The sequence below is a fragment of the Massilia sp. UYP34 genome (assembly GCF_056279385.1).
Window position 1 is genome coordinate 1 of sequence record NZ_JBWBRF010000023.1, and the last position, 16,443, is coordinate 16,443.

The window sequence follows — 16,443 nt, forward strand, 5'->3', positions numbered from 1 at the left end:
ATCCAGACTTGGACCGATGCTGGGCTTGAAAAGCTTCACTTCCGCTACCACGACAATACAAGGCATTGAGCTCATGCATCGCATTCGCAAAGGGCAGTTCGACCTACGAGGTCTGGGAACTCAGGGGCAAACTTCGTCCGAAATCTGGGCAGCTGTTCTGGCTGCGTGAACTCAGCCGGCGCACCGGCAGGTTGGCGTGCCTTTGTCCATAATTTGCACCAGAGCCCGCGACAACATCATCCAGGTCGTGAAATCCGACCGGGAGAACAAAGCGCTCACGCCCTCGCTCATGACGGTGGCGGCGCCCTGCGCCGAGAAGTGCGCGTTCACGGTCACGCCCGCAACCGAACACGTCCAGCTCAAGGCGGGCAGGATCTCCGCCACCGTGTCCCTGAAAGACGGGCAGGTCCAGTTCTTCGACGCCGCCGGCAAGCGCTTCCTGGCCCAGGCTGCCGAGTCGATGCGGCCGGTCGACGTCGGCGGCAAACCGTTTTTGGCGATCGAGCAGGGCTTCAACCACGGCACCAAAGACGCCTATTACGGCCTGGGCCAGCACCAGAACAACGAGATGAACTACAACGGCGAAGACGTGCTGCTGGCCCAGCACAATATGATCGCCGCCGTGCCCTTCGTGGTGTCGGACAAGGGCTATGGCCTGCTGTGGGACAACAACGGGATCTCGCGCTTCGGCGACCCCACGCCCTACGACCACATGTCGCGCGACCTGGTCTTGCGCAGCCTCGACGGCAAGCAGGCCGGCCTGACGGCGCGCTACTACGTCGACGGCAAGCTGGCGCTGACGCGCCAGGAAAAGGACATCGACTACCAGTACCTGAAGGACGTGGAAGAAAACTGGCCCAGGGGGCTCAAGCCCGCCAAGGACCTCAAGAACGTGCGCGTGGTATGGGAAGGCACGATGACGAGCGACAAGCCGGGCCTGCACAAGATGCAGCTCTATTCGTCGGACTACGCCAGGCTGACGGTGGACGGCAAGGAAGTGATGGACGTGTGGCGGATGGGCTGGAACCCGTGGTACCACAACTTCGAGGTGCGTTTCGAGAAGAACCGGCCGGTGAAGCTGCACCTCGAGTGGAACCCGTCGGGCGGCATGGTGGCGATCACCCACAACAACCCGCTGCCGGATGCGCAGCGCCATTCGCTGACCATGTCGTCCGAGATCGCCGAGGCGATCAACTACCACGTGATCAGCGCCGACAGCATGGACGGCGCGATCGCCGGCTACCGGCACCTGACCGGCCAGGCGCCGATGATGCCGAAATGGGCCTATGGCTTCTGGCAGTCGCGCCAGCGCTACGAAACCCAGCAGCAGCTGCTCGACGCCCTGGGCGAATACCGCAAGCGCGGCTGGCCGCTCGACAATATCGTGCAGGACTGGTTCTACTGGCCCGAGGATGGCTGGGGCTCGCACGACTTCGACAAGACGCGCTTTCCCGATCCGAAGGGCATGGTCGACGCGGTCCACAAGCAGAATGCGCGCATCATGCTGTCGGTGTGGGGCAAGTTCTACGCCAATACCGACAACTACAAGGAGCTCGCGGCCAAGGGCCATATGTGGACCAGGAACGTCGAGAACGGCTCGAAGGACTGGGTCGGCAAGGGTTACCTCAACAGCCACTACGACCCGTACACCCGGGAAGCGCGCGAGATCTATTACCGCCAGCTCAAACCGAAGCTGGTCGACCTGGGCTTCGACGCCTGGTGGATGGACAATACCGAACCCGACGTGCTGTCGAACAGCCGCCTGGAGGACTTCAAGCAGCTGATCGGGCCGACCGTGTATGGCGCCGGGGAGATCACCTTCAATCCCTACAGCCTGGTGAGCACGGGGGCCATGATCGACGGCCTCAGGCGCGACCAGCCCGACAAGCGCCAGTTCATCCTGTCGCGCTCGGGTTTCGCCGGCATCCAGCGGAATGCGGTGGCGGTGTGGAGCGGCGACACTGTCGGGCGCTGGAACAACCTGTACGACCAGATCGCGGCGGGCGCCAATATGTCGATGTCGGGCATTCCAAACTGGACCCACGACATCGGCGGCTATGCCCAGGAAGTGCGGTTCCAGAGCGGCGACGTCGGCTCGGCCCAGGAAAACCGCGCCACCAGCCGCGCCAGGGCCAATCCGGAAGACATGCAAGAGTGGCGCGAGCTGAACCAGCGATGGTTCCAGTTCGGCGCCTTCACGCCGCTGTTCCGTTCGCACGGCGAGGTGGTCAAGCGCGAGATCTATAACATCGCCGCCGGTGACGACGCGATGCGCGACAATATGGTGTGGTGGCTGAAGCTGCGCTACCGCCTGATGCCGTACATTTACACGATCGCGGCCGACACCCACTACCGCTCGGGCACCATGATGCGCGGCCTGGCGATGGACTTCCCGCACGACGCCCAGGCCAGGAACGTCAAGGACCAGTACCTGTTCGGCCCCGCGTTCCTGGTGGCGCCGGTGTATGAATACAAAGCGCGTCAGCGCCGGGTCTACTTGCCAAGCGGCGCCGACTGGTACGACTTCCATACCGGCGAGCGCCACCAGGGCGGCTCCACCCGCACCATCGAGGCGCCGCGCGAGCGCATGCCGCTGTTCGTCAGGGCCGGCTCGGTGATCACGACCGGCCCGGTGACCCAGTACGTCGACGAGAAGCCGGATGCGCCGATCACCGTGCACGTGTACGCCGGGGCGAACGGCGCCGCGACCCTGTACGAGGACGATGGCGTCTCGAACGCCTATCAGCGCGGCGAAGCCAGCCGCATTCCGATCAGCTACGACGACAAGGCCGGTGTGGTGCACATCGGCGCGCGCGCCGGCCGCTACCAGGGCATGGTGGAAAAACGCGAGTTCCGCGTGCGCGTCATCAAGCCAGGCGTGTCGACCGCGGCCGACATGGATGCGTCCGACAAGTCGGTGGTGTATGACGGCAAGCCTGTCAGCATCAAGCTGTAAGTAGTCGCCGGACGCGTGCGCGCGTCCGGCATTTTTGGGGTGGAATCGATGAATATTGTGCTCCATGCGGCGAGCCTGCTTCTTGCCGGGCTGCTTGCTTTTGCGCCGGCCCACGCGGCCGACACGGTGGCGCCGGACCACCAGCACCTGCAGTACACGGGGCGGATCGACTTCAGCGACGGCCGCGCGCCGGTGCTGAGCTGGCCGGGCACGTCCGTGGCCGCCACCTTCACCGGCACGTCGCTCGCGATCGTCCTCGACGACCAGCACGGCAAGAACTACTACAACGTCTTTCTCGACGGCGACTCCGCACGGCCGATCATCCTCCATCTCGACAAGGGCAAGAAGACGTATCTGGTGGCCAACGGGCTCGCGCCCGGCGCGCATCGGGTCCTGCTGACCAAGCGCACCGAGGGCGAGGAGGGCGCCACCGTCTTCCTCGGCCTGGAACTGGACGACCGGGCCGCGTTGCAGGCGCCGCCGCCCAGGCTTGAACGGCGGATCGAGTTCTTCGGCGACTCGATCACCAGCGGCATGGGCAATGAAGCGCCGGTCGAGGGCGACGATCATCACGGCAAGGACAAGAACAACTACCGCTCCTACGCCGCGATCGCCGCCCGCCAGCTCGGCGCCGAAGCGCATTTCACCTCGCAGGGCGGCATCGGCGTCATGATCAGCTGGTTCCCGTTCACGATGCCTGACTTCTACGACCAGCTGAATGCGGTCGGCGACAATGACAGCCGCTGGGACTTCGCGCGCTGGACGCCGGACGTGGTGGTGGTGAACCTGATGCAGAACGACAGCTGGCTGATCGGGCGCGACCACAAGCTGCAGCCCGAGCCCGACGATGCGCAGCGGATCGCTCGCGCGCATCCGGTCGTTGTACCCGAAGGCCTATATCGTGTGCGCGCTGGGCAGCATGGATGCGACCAGGGCTGGCTCGCCCTGGCCGGGGTATGTCGCGGCCGCCGTGCACAACCTGCGCACCGCAGGCGACGCGCGCATCGACACGCTGTTCTTTCCGTTCACGGGCTTCGGCAAGCACCCGCGCGTGGCGCAGCACCAGGCGAATGCGGACATCCTGACCGCGTTCGTGCGCAAGCGAATGGGTTGGTAGTGCGGCGGCAGGGGGGGTGATATCATCCCGCCCTTAATGAAGAAAGCCGCACATGCTCATCATCACCATCAAGCAGGGCAAGGAATCATCGATTCTTGCCGGCGACCCCTGGATCTACCAGTCCGCCATCGAGAAAGTCGACGGCAAGCCGTACGAGCGCAACAAGATCGGCGTCACCGCGCTCGTGCAGTCGTCGGCGCGCGTTTTCCTGGCGCGCGCCGCCTACAACGGCAAGTCGCAGATCGCGGCCCGCGTCTGGACCTTGCGCGAGGATGAAGCGGTCGACCATGCGCTCGTCAAGCGCCGCGTGCGCGCCGCCATCGAGCGCCGTTTCGATACCTGGCGCGCGGTTGGACCGGAAGCGCTGGTGCAATTGATCGATGGGGAAAAGGACGGCTTGCCCGGCCTGGTCGTAGAGGGCTACGGCGGCCCGGGCGGCTACCTGGTCTGCCAGTTCAACGCCGGGGGCGTCGACCTGTGGAAGGTGCCGGTGGTGCAGGCGCTGCTGGCCGCCACCGGTTGCCCAAACGTCTACGAGCGCTGCGATGCGCTGGTGCGCAAGGCCGAGGGATTGCCGTTCACGCCGGGCGCCCTGGCCGGCGAGGCGCCGCCGCAGCGCCTGATGGTGCGCACGCGCGAGAGGCTGGCGCCGATGGATATCCGCACCGGCTTCACCTATCCGCGCTGAGCGGGATCAGGCCAGCGCTTCCTTCGCCACTGCTTCTGGCGTGAGTCCATCGTAGAACTGGTCGGTGAACCAGTCGATCTCTTCCTCGATATGGTCCTGGGCTTGCCGGACGGTGGCGCCGCCGGCGACCAGGAAACCTTCCACTTCGATGCACCACGCGATGAACGCTAATGTTTCTTCGTCCAGTTCTTCTTCCTTCTTTGCCATGACTATTCCCAAATTGTTGCGTGACCAATAAAACGCTGGATCGTTGCGATCAGCGTTGCACGATTCTAACGTAGCCGCATGTCGAGGCGAATGCTCACCGCGACGACAGGCCGACCGGCGCGCGGCTTGTTATAGATATAAAAAGCCGCCCGTGGTGGGCGTCATCATACTCCCTCTATCGACACAGATTCAGGGAGGTCGCGATGAAATTGCTCTTGGCGCGTGCAGCGATCGCCGGCTCGATTCTCGGGCTGACAGGTTGCGCAGCATTCGATTGGTGGCCGCAGTCAACGGCCAATGCGGGCGGGAAGCCGCTACAGCAGTCCTCGGACACGACTGCCGGCGGTCCGGGGGCATCCCCGCGCACGACCGATGGCGGGGCTGGCCCGACAGGCTTCCCGGAGCAAGCTCCTGGTGGCAGCGCCGCAGAGGGCTCGTCCACGGCGAGCGCCGGGCCGACCGACACTTCCGCTTCCGCCCCCGCCATGGCTGCGACTGCGGCCGCAGCGCCGGCCGGCGCCGCCGGGCTCGACAGCGCGACCATCGTCGAGTTGCTCGGCATGGCCTGGCAAGGCCTCCAGCGGCCGCAGCCGATCGACCCGGCCATCGGAAAATACCTCGGCGGATTCGGCGTCGTGGTCGACATGCTGCAGCGAGGCTTCGATGTCCGGGCCGCGCGCGAGGCGCATGCCGGCGTCGTGCGGCTGCGCGACGCGATGGGGCCGGGCGAGACCAAGATCATCCATATCCGGCAAGGGACGGACGGCCGGGTCCAGGTCTACGAAGTGCCGGGCCGCTTCGCGCCGATCGCGAAAAAGCCGGGCGAAAAGGTCATCGAGTCAGAGATCGTCACGCCCGAGGTCGTCATCCAGCGTGACGGCAGTGTGCTGCAGATATTCACCTCCCGAAGCGCGCTCACGCAAAAGGCGAGGGCGAGCTATGACCAGGAATGGCCGGCGTTCTATAAACGCTCAGACGCGGCGATTGCCGCCATCCTGGCGCGAGGCTGACGCATCATTGGCCGCCGGCGAAGGCGGGACGAGCGCCGCAGCCAGCCAGGCCCGCCAGGAGCGCCAGAGCGGCCCCGGCGAGCGGCGGTTGCGGCGTCTCCGTACGCGTCGGGTCCGGCTCGTCAGCGCGCTCCGGCCGCGAACTCGCGCTCCGGCAGGCGCACGGTCACGGTCTGGACCGGGGCGTCGGCCGCCGTCGCGAGCATCACGCGGTAGTCGCCGGCGGCGATCTTCCAGCGGTTCGACCCGGCGTCGAACACCGCCAGCGTGCGCGGGTCGAGCGTGACCTTGCTGGCGCCGCGCTCGCCGGCGTTCAGGGCCAGCTTGTCCCAGCCGCCCAGCCGCTTCGGCGCTTCCCAGCCGGCGCCGACCTTCGACACGTAGACTTGCGGCACCGCCTTGCCGGCGCGCGCGCCGCTGTTGAGGGTGTCGAAGCTGACCTGGATGCCGCCGTCCACCGCCTCGGCCTTGAGATTGGTATAGGTGAAGCTGGTGTACGACAGGCCGTGGCCGAAGGCGAACAGCGGCTTGTGGCCCTTCAGGTCGAACCATTTGTAGCCGACCGCCGCGCCTTCGATGTCGTAGTCGACGTCGAAGCGGCTGTCCTTGGGCAGGTCCAGGCCGTCGAGTTTCGGGCGCGGCAACTGGTTCTCGGACAGCGGGAAGGTCTGCGGCAGGCGTCCCGAGGCGTCGACCTCGCCGCTGAGCACGCGCGCGATCGCTTCGCCGCCATGCGTGCCCGGATACCAGGCCTGGACCACCCCGGCCACGGCGTCCACCCACGGCATCGTCACCGGGGTGCCGGTCTGCAGCACCACCACCGTGCGCGGATTGGCCCTGGCCACGGCGGCGATCAGCGCGTCCTGGGCATTCGGCAGCGACAGGTTCGGCACGTCGTTCGACTCCGAGGTCCACTGGGTCGCGAACACCAGCACCACGTCGGCGCCGGCGGCGACCTTCGCGGCGGCCGCGGCGTCCCTGCCGTCATGCCAGTCGAGCCTGGCCTTGCTGCGGCGGGCCAGGGCCTGCATTGGCGAGCTCGGCAGAAATACCATCGGGCCCGGCCAGGCCTTCGGCCCCTCGTTGGGCACCGCCATGCCGCCGCGCGGATACACCTGGGCCGAACCGCCGCCGGACAGCACGCCCTTGTTGGCGTGGCCGCCGATGATGGCGATGCGCTTCAAGCCCGGCGCCAGCGGCAGCACGTTGCCCGCGTTCTTGAGCAGGACGATGCCTTCCTCGGCGCCCTCCTGCGAGATGCGCGCGTGGGCGGCGTAGTCGATTTCCTTGTCGCGCACCTTGACCGGATGGTCGAGCACGCCATGCGCGCCCATCGCCCACAGGATGCGCGCCACCATGTCGTCCAGGCGTTGCTCCGGCACGTGGCCGTTCTGCACCGCCTCTTTCAGGGCGCCGTCGAAGTAGGGCGATTTGTCGAACGGGTAGCCGGACTGCTGGTCCAGGCCCGCCAGCGCCGCGGGAATCGTCGAATGCACGGCGCCCCAGTCGGACATCACATAGCCTTTGTAGCCCCAGTCGCGCTTGAGCACCTTGTTCAGCAGGTGGTCGTTCTCGCAGCCGTACACGCCGCCGATGCGGTTGTACGCGCACATGACGGCCCCCGGGTTGCCGCGTTCGATGGCGATCTGGAAGGCCAGCAGGTCGGACATGCGGCCGGCCGCGTCCTGGATCTTGACGTTCAGGTGGTTGCGCCCCGTTTCCTGGTCGTTGTAGGCGTAGTGCTTGACGGTCGAGATGACGTGGTTCGACTGCACGCCGCGAATCTGCTCGCCGGCCATGATCCCGGCCAGCAGCGGGTCTTCGCCGGTGTATTCGAAGTTGCGGCCGTTGCGCGGCTCGCGCGCCAGGTTGACGCTTCCGCCGAGCATCACGTTGAAGCCCGACAGGCGGGCCTCCTTGCCGATCATGGCCGCGCCCTTGAAGGCCAGCGCCGGGTTCCAGGTGGCGGCGGTGGCGATCCCCGCCGGCAGCGACGTGCGCTCGCGCGCGTGCTTGCCCGGCTGCGAGGCGACGCCGATGCCGGCGTCGGTCAGCCATTGCGGCGTGATGCCCAGGCGCTCGACGCCCTTGACGTAGCCGGCCGACTGCGCCAGCGATCCGGGCGGCGGCTGCCTGCCCTGGTGTTCGGCGCCGAACTGGCCGAACACCAGGCTGATCTTCTCGTCGATGGTCATCTGGCTCACCAGCTTCGCCGCGCGCTGCTGGGCGGCGTCGGGGGCGGCGTGCGCGCACTGGACCGCGCAGGCGGCGCCGAAGGCAATGGCCCAGCGGGCGCTAGGCAAAACATGCTGCATACTGTTGTCTCCTTTTGCTCTTGTTGGATGACCGCGCCGCCGATGAAGGACGGCGCGGCCGGGTCACGAACCACGCGCGTCCCTGGTAGCCGACGTGGTGGGTCATGGTTTGCTCGACCTTCGCGTCGATCAGGTTCCGGGCCTGGAAGTCGATGCGGTCGTTGTCGTTGAACTTGTCGCTGACGGCGCCATCGGACTGGCCACCGTCCACCAGCGTGGCGATCGTGAAATCGATTACACGACCAGCCGAGCCAATCAGCTGGAAGAAGCCGCTCTGATGGATGATGATGTCGCGCCAGTCGTGATCGCCGTTCTGACAGGGCGCGCGGCCGGCGAAGGGGGCGATGACGGGCGCGGGCAGGCCGGTGGTGGCGCCGGGGGGAAGGTCGAAGGTTGCGTCGTAGACCGTGCAACCGCAGGACCAGGCATCGGTCTTGACGCAGCGAACGCCGATACGATCGGCGCTCGCCGCCGACGCAGCGCGCTGCGCGAAGGCCGCGGACAGCCCGCACCGCTGTGTGGCGCCCACGGCAATGACCGGCTTGTTCAACTTCCTCATCGTGTGTCTCCGTCTGTGTTTGCAGAACCCGTCTGTGGGGTCCTTTTTCTGGCGCTGCCAGCGCGACGCCGGCAGGCGATGGCGACGGCGCGATCTGCTAATAAATATAACACTTAATGTTGCGCGCAATCATCCGATCGATGAGCTCCTCGCAAATATTCATTGATACCGTTGCGCTTTTGATGAAATCGTTATCATGACGCCCCACCCGCTGGTCAGCGCCGGGCCGGGCGTGGAACTGTGCGCCGCACCAACTGCCTAAAAGCGACAGGCAGGCGTTTTCCGGTGCCTGACACGTCATCCATGGGCGAATGCCTGCCGCGATTGTCGAACCGGACGAGGGAGAACATCATGCCTATGAAGAACATCGCCATCGCCTGCCAGGGCGGGGGCAGTCACGCGGCCTATGCCGCCGGCGCCTTGCCGGTGCTGCTGCCGCAGTTTCGCAATGTCGAGCTGGCGTCGCGCCAGGGGCGGGCGCCGCGGGCCGATGCGCGGGCCGATGCGCTGGCCGATGCAGGGGCCGACGCGCCGGCCGACGGGGCCGCCGACATCCTGCAGCTGACCGGCATCAGCGGCACCTCGGGCGGCGCCATCAGCGCATTGCTGGCCTGGTACGGTTACCTGGTGGGCGGCCCGGAGGCGGCCAGGGCCGGTCTCGCGCGCTTCTGGGATGCGAACTGCGCCAGCGCGCCCGGTGAGCGCCTGCTCAACGACATCGGCCAATGGGCCGGCAGCCTGGTCCAGGTCGACCTCAAGCTGAGTCCCTACCTGTCGCCGCTGCGCGAGATCGAGTACTTCGCCACCGCGACCTGGCCGATGCTCACCGCCCTGTGGCCGCCGCTGGACGGCTGGATCCGCGGCACTTATTTCCAGCTGCGCGAGTCGATCGCGCCGCACGTCGACTTCGACCTGGTCGGCGCCATCGGCGACTTCTGCAGCATTCCGCAAGAAATCAAGCGCTGGCAGGCGCTCGCCCTCGAGGCGCGCATGGCGGCTGCGCCGCGCGAGCGCGCACGGCTGCAGGCGCGTCAGGCCGCGCTCGAGGTTGATTTGCGGGCCCGGCTGGCGTCCGGCGACTGGATCGCGGCCTGGTCGCGGGCGCACGCCCTGGCGCCGGACTCGCTGCTGCGGACCATCTTCGACGACCTCGAGCTGCCCGCGCTGCGCTTCGAGTCGGACGCCCTGGACCGCCTGGCGCATGCCGTGCGCGGCGCCGCCCGCGCGCTGCCGCAATTGCTGATCGGCGCGGTCGACGTCGACAGCGGCGCCTTCGTCGCCTTCAGCTCGGACCGGTCACCGATCGATGCCGGCATCACGCTCGACGCGGTGGTGGCCTCGGCCTCGCTGCCGTGGGTCTTCATGGCGCAATCGATCCAGGCGCTCGACCCCGAGACCCATGAGCCGCGCCGCATGGCGTGCTGGGACGGCCTGTTCTCGCAAAATCCGCCGATCAAGAATTTCGTGTCGTCCGGCGTCGACCCGGCCAAGAAGCCGGACGGGCTCTGGATCCTGCAGATCAACCAGGACCGCTACGACTTCAGCGGCAAGGTCGCCGCTCCGGGCAACGCCCAGTCGGGCGATGAACTGTGGCATCGCCGCGACACCCTGTCCGGCAACCTGTCCCTGAACCAGGAGGTGGCATTCATCGAAGCCGTCAATGCCCGGCTCGACGATCCCGGCCAGCGCTTCCGTCCCCACGACAAGCCGATCGAGGTGGTGCGCGTCGTGCTCGACGGCGCGGCGGTCGGCGCCGCGGTGCGCAGGGAGCTGGGTCTGTTTTCCAAGTTCGACCGCGACCCGCGACTGGCCCAGGCCTTGCTCGCGCATGGTCGCGAGCAGGCCCGGCGCTATCTGGCGCTGCGCGCGCAATCGGGCGCGTTGTGGCAGGCGCTGGCGCATCAGGTAGGCATGATGGGCGCCCGGCCCAGCGACCGGCTGGCGCGCGCCATGCCTTATCTGCCGGGGCAGGCGCGCATGGCCGGCGGCCTGGTGGCGCCGGACGTGATCACGATCGAGGGCGCCGGCCATGCCAGCCTGCGCTGGCATGCGGCCGAAGCCGAAGTGGAGGGGCGCCTGCTGCGACTGAAAGGCAGCACGCTGCTGCGTGACGGTGACGGTGGCGAGGGCGACGGGGGCTGGCGCCTGGGCGAAACGCGGCTGGTCGACGTCGAGGAAAAGGCGGCGGCGGCGCTGCGCCAGGGCGAGCCGGAGGCGGCCGGGTGGCACCCGGCGCGGCGCGGTGGCGGCGACGTTTCGCTGCATTAGCGGCAAGAGTTCGAGCCTAGCATGACAATCGCGGTTCAATTCTCACCCAATGTCACGCAGAGAATGCATATATTGCGTAAAATACTTATTTGTAGCGTTCATAAATTCATATATATTCCACCCATATCTCACGGTCAACGGATATTGCAATGCAACATACCTCATATAGCACTGAACCACGCAAGAATCGCACCCTGCTGAGCATCGGCATGTTGGCCGCCGTGCTCGCCTTGTCCGCCTGCGACAAGAAGGCGGAGGTCGAAGCTTCGCCGGCCCCGACCGATCCGGCGTCGCCCGCCGCAGTCGCCACCCAGAATCCCGATCCGCACGCCGCCATCGTGCCCGAGCGCGCCACCGCCCCGGGCGTGGTTGCCGGCACCGGTCCGGGCGAAGGCGGCACCGCGATCGGCGGCGTGGTCGCCGGCCAGGATGCAGGCAAGCCCCGCGACAGCGGCGCTTCCGAACCAACCGGTGGCGATGGCGCCACCCAGGCAACGACGCCGCCGGCCAGGTAACCCCACCGGCGACGTAGCAACGCGCGCACGCCGCCTGACGGCGGCATCGTCGCGATTGGCGAAAATGCCGGGGCCGAGACCCCGGCAGCGGCAATTGCGGCGTGCGCAATCCATTACTAGTAGGAGAACCTAGATGGGCATGAATCGTAGGCAGTTCCTCCGCGTAAGCGGGGCGGGACTTGCCGCGTCCACCATCGTCGCGCTCGGCTTTTCGCCGCTGCCGGCAATGGCCGAGACCCGGCACTATAAACTGGCAAAGGCCAAGGAGACGCGCAACACGTGTCCGTACTGCTCGGTGGGCTGCGGCCTGCTGATGTACAGCATCGGCGACGGGGCAAAGAACGTCACTTCGGACATCATTCATATCGAAGGCGACCCGGACCATCCGGTGAACCGCGGCACCCTGTGCCCGAAAGGCGCCGGCCTGCTCGACTTCGTGCATTCGCCGAACCGCCTGAAATACCCGGAAGTACGCGAGCCGGGCAGCAAGGAATGGAAGCGCGTGTCCTGGGACGACGCGATGACCCGCATCGCCAAGTTCATGAAGGAAGATCGCGACGCCAATTTCATCGCGACCAACGCCGAAGGCAAACTCGTCAACCGCTGGACCAGCACCGGTATGCTGTGTGCGTCCGCGGCGAGCAACGAAACGGGCTACATCACGCACAAAGCGATGCGTTCGATGGGCATGCTCGTTTTCGATAACCAGGCTCGCGTTTGACACGGACCTACGGTGGCCGGTCTGGCCCCGACGTTCGGACGTGGCGCGATGACCAACCATTGGGTTGACATCAAGAATGCCGATGTAGTACTGATTATGGGCGGCAATGCCGCCGAGGCGCACCCCTGCGGTTTCAAGTGGGTGATCGAAGCCAAGCATCACAACAAAGCCAAGCTGGTCGTGGTCGACCCGCGCTTCACGCGTTCGGCCGCCATGAGCGACTATTACGCGCCGATCCGCGCTGGCTCCGACATCGCCTTCCTGGGCGGCGTCATCAACTATCTGCTGAGTAACGACAAGATCCAGACCGAATACGTCCGGAGCTACACCAATGCGTCGTTCATCGTCGGTCCGGACTTCACGTTCGAGGACGGCCTGTTCTCGGGCTACGATGAAAGCAAGCGCCGCTACGACAACAAGTCGTGGGGCTACGCCATGGGCGAAGACGGTTACGCCAAGGTCGATCCGACCATGCAAGACCCGAATTGCGTCCTGCAGGTGATGAAGCGCCATTACTCGCGCTACACCCCGGAGCAAGTCAGCAAGATCACCGGCACCCCGGTCAAGCAGTTCCTGAAAGTGTGCGAATACATCGCGTCGACCTCCGTGCCGGGCCGCGCCATGACCATTCTGTACGCGCTGGGCTGGACCCAGCACAGCCAGGGCAGCCAGATCATCCGTACCGGCGCCATCATGCAGCTGCTGCTGGGTAACGTCGGCGTCGCCGGCGGTGGCCTGAACGCGCTGCGCGGCCACTCCAACATCCAGGGTCTGACCGACCTGGGCCTGCTGTCGAACTCGCTGCCGGGCTACCTGTCCCTGGCGACCGACAACGAGCAGGACCTGGAAACCTACTACAAGCCGCGCGCCCTCAAGCCGCTGCGTCCGAACCAGACGAGCTACTGGCAGAACTATCCCAAGTTCTTCGTCAGCCTGCAAAAAGCCTGGTGGGGCGATGCCGCGACCGCCGAGAACAACTGGGCGTTCGACTACCTGCCGAAGATCGACAAGCTGTACGACGTGCTGCAGGCGTTCGAGCTGATGGGTCAGGGCAAGTTGAACGGCTACATCTGCCAGGGCTTCAATCCTGTTGGTTCGTTCCCCAACAAGAAGAAGATCATCGCCGGCCTGTCGAAACTGAAGTTCCTGGTGACGATGGATCCGCTGAACACCGAGACCTCGGAATTCTGGCAGAACTTCGGCGAGTCGAACGACGTCGATCCGACCCAGATCCAGACCACCGTGTTCCGCCTGCCGACCACCTGCTTCGCCGAGGAAGACGGTTCGCTGTCGAACTCGTCGCGCTGGCTGCAGTGGCACTGGAAGGGCGCCGCGGCGCCATACGAAGCCAAGCCGGACATCGAGATCATCGCCGACCTGTTCACGCGCATGAAGAACGCCTACATCCAGGAGGGCGGCGCCTTCCCGGATGCGATGGTGAACCTGTCGTGGCCGTACAAGATCCCGCACAGCCCGTCGGCCGAAGAGCTGGCCAAGGAGTTCAACGGCAAGGCGCTGGCAGACCTGTACGATCCGAAGGACCCGTCCAAGCTGCTGCTCAAGAAGGGCCAGCAGGTGCCGGGCTTCGGCGTGCTGCGCGACGATGGCTCGACCGCCAGCGGCTGCTGGATCTATGCCGGCGCCTGGACCGAGGCCGGCAACCAGATGGCCAACCGCGACAATGCCGATCCGTATGGCATCGGCAATACGCTGGGCTGGGCCTGGGCATGGCCGGCGAACCGCCGCGTCCTGTACAACGCCGCCTCGGCCGATCCGAAGACCGGCAAGCCGTGGAACCCGCATCGCAACCTGATCGCCTGGAACGGCACCAGCTGGACCGGTTCGGACATCCCCGACATCCGTCCGGACGCCAATCCGAGCGACGAGGACCGCGTGCAGCCGTTCATCATGACGGCCGAAGGCGTGTCGCGCCTGTTCGCGCCGACCGGCATGGCCGAAGGCCCGCTGCCTGAGCACTACGAGCCGTTCGAGTCGCCGTTCCCGGTCAACCCGATGCATCCGAAGAACCCGAAAGCCCGTGCCAACCCTGCGGCGCGCGTGTTCAAGGGCGACATGGAAGCGTTCGGCACCGCGAAGGACTTCCCGTACGTGGCGACCAGCTACCGCCTGACCGAGCACTTCCACTACTGGACCAAGAACGTCCAGAGCAACGCGATCATCCAGCCAGAGCAGTTCGTGGAGATCGGCGAAGAGCTGGCCAAGGCCAAGGGCATCGCCAATGGCGACATGGTCAAGGTGTCGTCGATGCGCGGCTACATCAAGGCCAAGTGCGTCGTCACCAAGCGGATTCCGCAGCTCGATTGCGATGGCATGAAGGTGGATACGGTGGGCTTGCCGAACCACTGGGGCTTCGTCGGTTTGACCAAGCCGGGCTTCCTGGTGAACACGCTGACCCCGTTCGTGGGCGATGCGAATACCCAGACGCCTGAGTTCAAGTCGTTCCTGGTCAATATCGAAAGGGCTTAATACCATGTCTTCGCTTCAATCTCTCGATATCGCCCTGCGGTCGGCGACGACCGCGACGACGCCGATGGCGCGTACCCACAAGGCCGAGGTCGCAAAGCTGATCGACGTTTCCAGCTGCATCGGCTGCAAGGCCTGCCAGGTGGCGTGCATGCAGTGGAACGACCTGCGCGACGACATCGGCGACACCAACGGCACGTACGACAACCCGCGCGACCTGACGCCGCAGTCGTGGACGGTCATGAAGTATTCGGAAGTCGTCACCCAGACGCCTGACGAAGGTGACCGCCTCGAGTGGCTGATCCGCAAGGACGGCTGCATGCACTGCGACGAACCGGGCTGCCTGAAGGCCTGCCCGGCGCCGGGCGCGATCGTCAAGTACACCAACGGCATCGTCGACTTCATCAGCGAGAACTGCATCGGCTGCGGCTACTGCGTCGCCGGTTGCCCGTTCGACGTGCCGCGCATCAGCAAGGTGGACTCGAAGGCCTACAAGTGCTCGCTGTGCGCGGACCGCGTGGCAGTGAACATGGAGCCGGCCTGCGTCAAGATCTGTCCTACCGGCGCGATCCGCTTCGGTACCAAAGAGGACATGATCCACTACGCGTCCGACCGTGTGGTCGACCTGAAGGAGCGCGGTTACCAGAACGCGGGTCTGTACAATCCGGCCGGCGTCGGCGGCACGCACGTGATGTACGTGCTGCAGCACGCCGACAAGCCGAACCTGTACTCGGGCCTGCCGGAAAACCCGACCATCAGCCCGACCGTGGCGCTGTGGAAGGGCGTGGCCAAGCCGCTGGGCGTGGCCGCGATGATCGGCGCCGCCGTGGCCGGCTTCTTCCACTACATGAAAGTGGGTCCGATCGAGACCCACGTGGACGAACCGCCGGTGCAGCCGACGCCCGACGCAGACCAGCGCGAAGATACGCGCGTTTAAGGAGAAGAACATGTATATCACTCGCTATCGCGACCGCACGCGGATGAACCACTGGGCCGTGGCCCTGCTGTTCATCTGCGCCGGTCTGACCGGGCTGGCATTGTTCCATCCTTCGATGTACTTCTTCAGCGTCTTCTTCGGCGGCGGCCAGTGGACCCGCATCCTGCACCCGTTCTTCGGGCTGTTCATGGTGCTGGGTTTCGTGTTCCTGTTCTTCGCCGTGGTGCGCGACAACTTCTGGACCAAGCTCGATACCGAGTGGGTCAAGAAGGCGCCGAACATGGTCAAGACCGGCGACGAGCACGGCATGCCGCCGGTGCACAAGTACAACGCCGGCCAGAAGTTCGTGTTCTGGATCTTCGCCATCAGCCTGGTGCTGCTGTTGATCACCGGCTTCATGTTCTGGCAGCCATGGTTCGCGGACTTCTTCCCGATTCCGCTGCGCCGTTTCGCCATGCTGCTGCATGCGGTGGCGGCCCTGGCGCTGGTCATGAGCGTGATCATCCACGTGTACGCCGCCATCTGGGTCAAGGGCTCGTTCCGCGCCATGACCCGCGGCACCGTGCACGAGGACTGGGCGAAGTCGCACCATCCGCTGTGGTATAAGGAAGTCGCGCAATCCACGCAAGACAACGCAACGCGCAAGAAACATTAAGGACTTCACTG

The 16,443-nt window shown here is 65.8% G+C and carries 12 protein-coding genes and 1 pseudogene; 10 read left to right on the forward strand and 3 right to left on the reverse strand.

Features of this window, described 5'->3' with window-relative positions; translation table 11 throughout:
- The 4 genes and pseudogenes from ACZ9AQ_RS21620 to ACZ9AQ_RS21635 form a co-directional block, all read left to right on the forward strand.
- A pseudogene (locus ACZ9AQ_RS21620) lies at positions 1-169 on the forward strand (IS6 family transposase); the annotation flags it as partial.
- 78 nt (positions 170-247) lie between these two features.
- Positions 248-2,956, forward strand: coding sequence for a glycoside hydrolase family 31 protein (locus tag ACZ9AQ_RS21625; protein WP_476108382.1), 2,709 nt, complete (start codon positions 248-250; stop codon positions 2,954-2,956).
- A 48-nt stretch (positions 2,957-3,004) separates the two neighbouring features.
- On the forward strand, positions 3,005-4,093 hold the full coding sequence (locus tag ACZ9AQ_RS21630) for an SGNH/GDSL hydrolase family protein (RefSeq protein ID WP_429206783.1): 1,089 nt from the start codon (positions 3,005-3,007) through the stop codon (positions 4,091-4,093).
- A 32-nt stretch (positions 4,094-4,125) separates the two neighbouring features.
- Positions 4,126-4,761 (forward strand): class I SAM-dependent rRNA methyltransferase, encoded by a 636-nt coding sequence (locus ACZ9AQ_RS21635; RefSeq protein ID WP_429206782.1) that lies wholly within the window; start codon positions 4,126-4,128, stop codon positions 4,759-4,761.
- 6 nt (positions 4,762-4,767) lie between these two features.
- Here the strand turns inward: ACZ9AQ_RS21635 and ACZ9AQ_RS21640 are convergent, their stop codons facing one another.
- Entirely contained in the window at positions 4,768-4,968 is a 201-nt protein-coding gene (locus ACZ9AQ_RS21640; protein ID WP_429206781.1) for a hypothetical protein, read from the reverse strand.
- Between the two features lie 203 nt (positions 4,969-5,171).
- Between ACZ9AQ_RS21640 and ACZ9AQ_RS21645 the strand changes: the two genes are divergently transcribed.
- Positions 5,172-5,978 (forward strand): hypothetical protein, encoded by an 807-nt coding sequence (locus ACZ9AQ_RS21645; RefSeq protein WP_429206780.1) that lies wholly within the window; start codon positions 5,172-5,174, stop codon positions 5,976-5,978.
- 122 nt (positions 5,979-6,100) lie between these two features.
- Here ACZ9AQ_RS21645 and ACZ9AQ_RS21650 read toward each other — a convergent pair whose 3' ends face one another.
- Together ACZ9AQ_RS21650 and ACZ9AQ_RS21655 are read right to left on the reverse strand one after the other, a co-directional pair.
- Positions 6,101-8,293, reverse strand: a complete 2,193-nt coding sequence (locus tag ACZ9AQ_RS21650) for a beta-glucosidase family protein (protein ID WP_429206779.1) — start codon at positions 8,291-8,293, stop codon at positions 6,101-6,103.
- Positions 8,274-8,852 carry a hypothetical protein gene (locus ACZ9AQ_RS21655; protein WP_429206778.1) on the reverse strand — a complete coding sequence of 193 codons (579 nt, stop codon included), beginning with the start codon at positions 8,850-8,852 and terminating at the stop codon, positions 8,274-8,276. Before ACZ9AQ_RS21655 ends, ACZ9AQ_RS21650 begins: the two co-directional genes overlap by 20 nt.
- Before the next feature lie 351 nt (positions 8,853-9,203).
- Between ACZ9AQ_RS21655 and ACZ9AQ_RS21660 the strand changes: the two genes are divergently transcribed.
- From ACZ9AQ_RS21660 to ACZ9AQ_RS21680, 5 genes are all read left to right on the forward strand, one after another.
- Positions 9,204-11,120, forward strand: coding sequence for a patatin-like phospholipase family protein (locus ACZ9AQ_RS21660; RefSeq protein ID WP_429206777.1), 1,917 nt, complete (start codon positions 9,204-9,206; stop codon positions 11,118-11,120).
- 149 nt (positions 11,121-11,269) lie between these two features.
- Positions 11,270-11,635: a hypothetical protein gene (locus ACZ9AQ_RS21665; RefSeq protein WP_429206776.1), complete on the forward strand. Its 366-nt coding sequence runs from the start codon at positions 11,270-11,272 to the stop codon at positions 11,633-11,635.
- 133 nt (positions 11,636-11,768) lie between these two features.
- Positions 11,769-14,843 (forward strand): formate dehydrogenase-N subunit alpha, encoded by a 3,075-nt coding sequence (gene fdnG / locus ACZ9AQ_RS21670; protein ID WP_429206775.1) that lies wholly within the window; start codon positions 11,769-11,771, stop codon positions 14,841-14,843.
- A gap of 4 nt (positions 14,844-14,847) precedes the next feature.
- Positions 14,848-15,777, forward strand: coding sequence for a formate dehydrogenase subunit beta (gene fdxH, locus ACZ9AQ_RS21675; protein WP_429206774.1), 930 nt, complete (start codon positions 14,848-14,850; stop codon positions 15,775-15,777).
- Between the two features lie 10 nt (positions 15,778-15,787).
- Entirely contained in the window at positions 15,788-16,432 is a 645-nt protein-coding gene (locus ACZ9AQ_RS21680; RefSeq protein ID WP_429206773.1) for a formate dehydrogenase subunit gamma, read from the forward strand.
- The last annotated feature ends 11 nt before the right edge of the window (positions 16,433-16,443 follow it).

Excerpts from the sequence above, each read along its gene's own strand:
- ACZ9AQ_RS21630 (WP_429206783.1), top strand. The coding sequence starts at position 3,005 with ATGAATATTGTGCTCCATGCGGCGAGCCTGCTTCTTGCCGGGCTGCTT.
- ACZ9AQ_RS21635 (WP_429206782.1), top strand. The coding sequence starts at position 4,126 with ATGCTCATCATCACCATCAAGCAGGGCAAGGAATCATCGATTCTTGCC.
- ACZ9AQ_RS21640 (WP_429206781.1), bottom strand. The coding sequence starts at position 4,968 with ATGGCAAAGAAGGAAGAAGAACTGGACGAAGAAACATTAGCGTTCATC.
- ACZ9AQ_RS21645 (WP_429206780.1), top strand. The coding sequence starts at position 5,172 with ATGAAATTGCTCTTGGCGCGTGCAGCGATCGCCGGCTCGATTCTCGGG.
- ACZ9AQ_RS21650 (WP_429206779.1), bottom strand. The coding sequence starts at position 8,293 with ATGCAGCATGTTTTGCCTAGCGCCCGCTGGGCCATTGCCTTCGGCGCC.
- ACZ9AQ_RS21655 (WP_429206778.1), bottom strand. The coding sequence starts at position 8,852 with ATGAGGAAGTTGAACAAGCCGGTCATTGCCGTGGGCGCCACACAGCGG.
- ACZ9AQ_RS21660 (WP_429206777.1), top strand. The coding sequence starts at position 9,204 with ATGCCTATGAAGAACATCGCCATCGCCTGCCAGGGCGGGGGCAGTCAC.
- ACZ9AQ_RS21665 (WP_429206776.1), top strand. The coding sequence starts at position 11,270 with ATGCAACATACCTCATATAGCACTGAACCACGCAAGAATCGCACCCTG.
- fdxH (WP_429206774.1), top strand. The coding sequence starts at position 14,848 with ATGTCTTCGCTTCAATCTCTCGATATCGCCCTGCGGTCGGCGACGACC.
- ACZ9AQ_RS21680 (WP_429206773.1), top strand. The coding sequence starts at position 15,788 with ATGTATATCACTCGCTATCGCGACCGCACGCGGATGAACCACTGGGCC.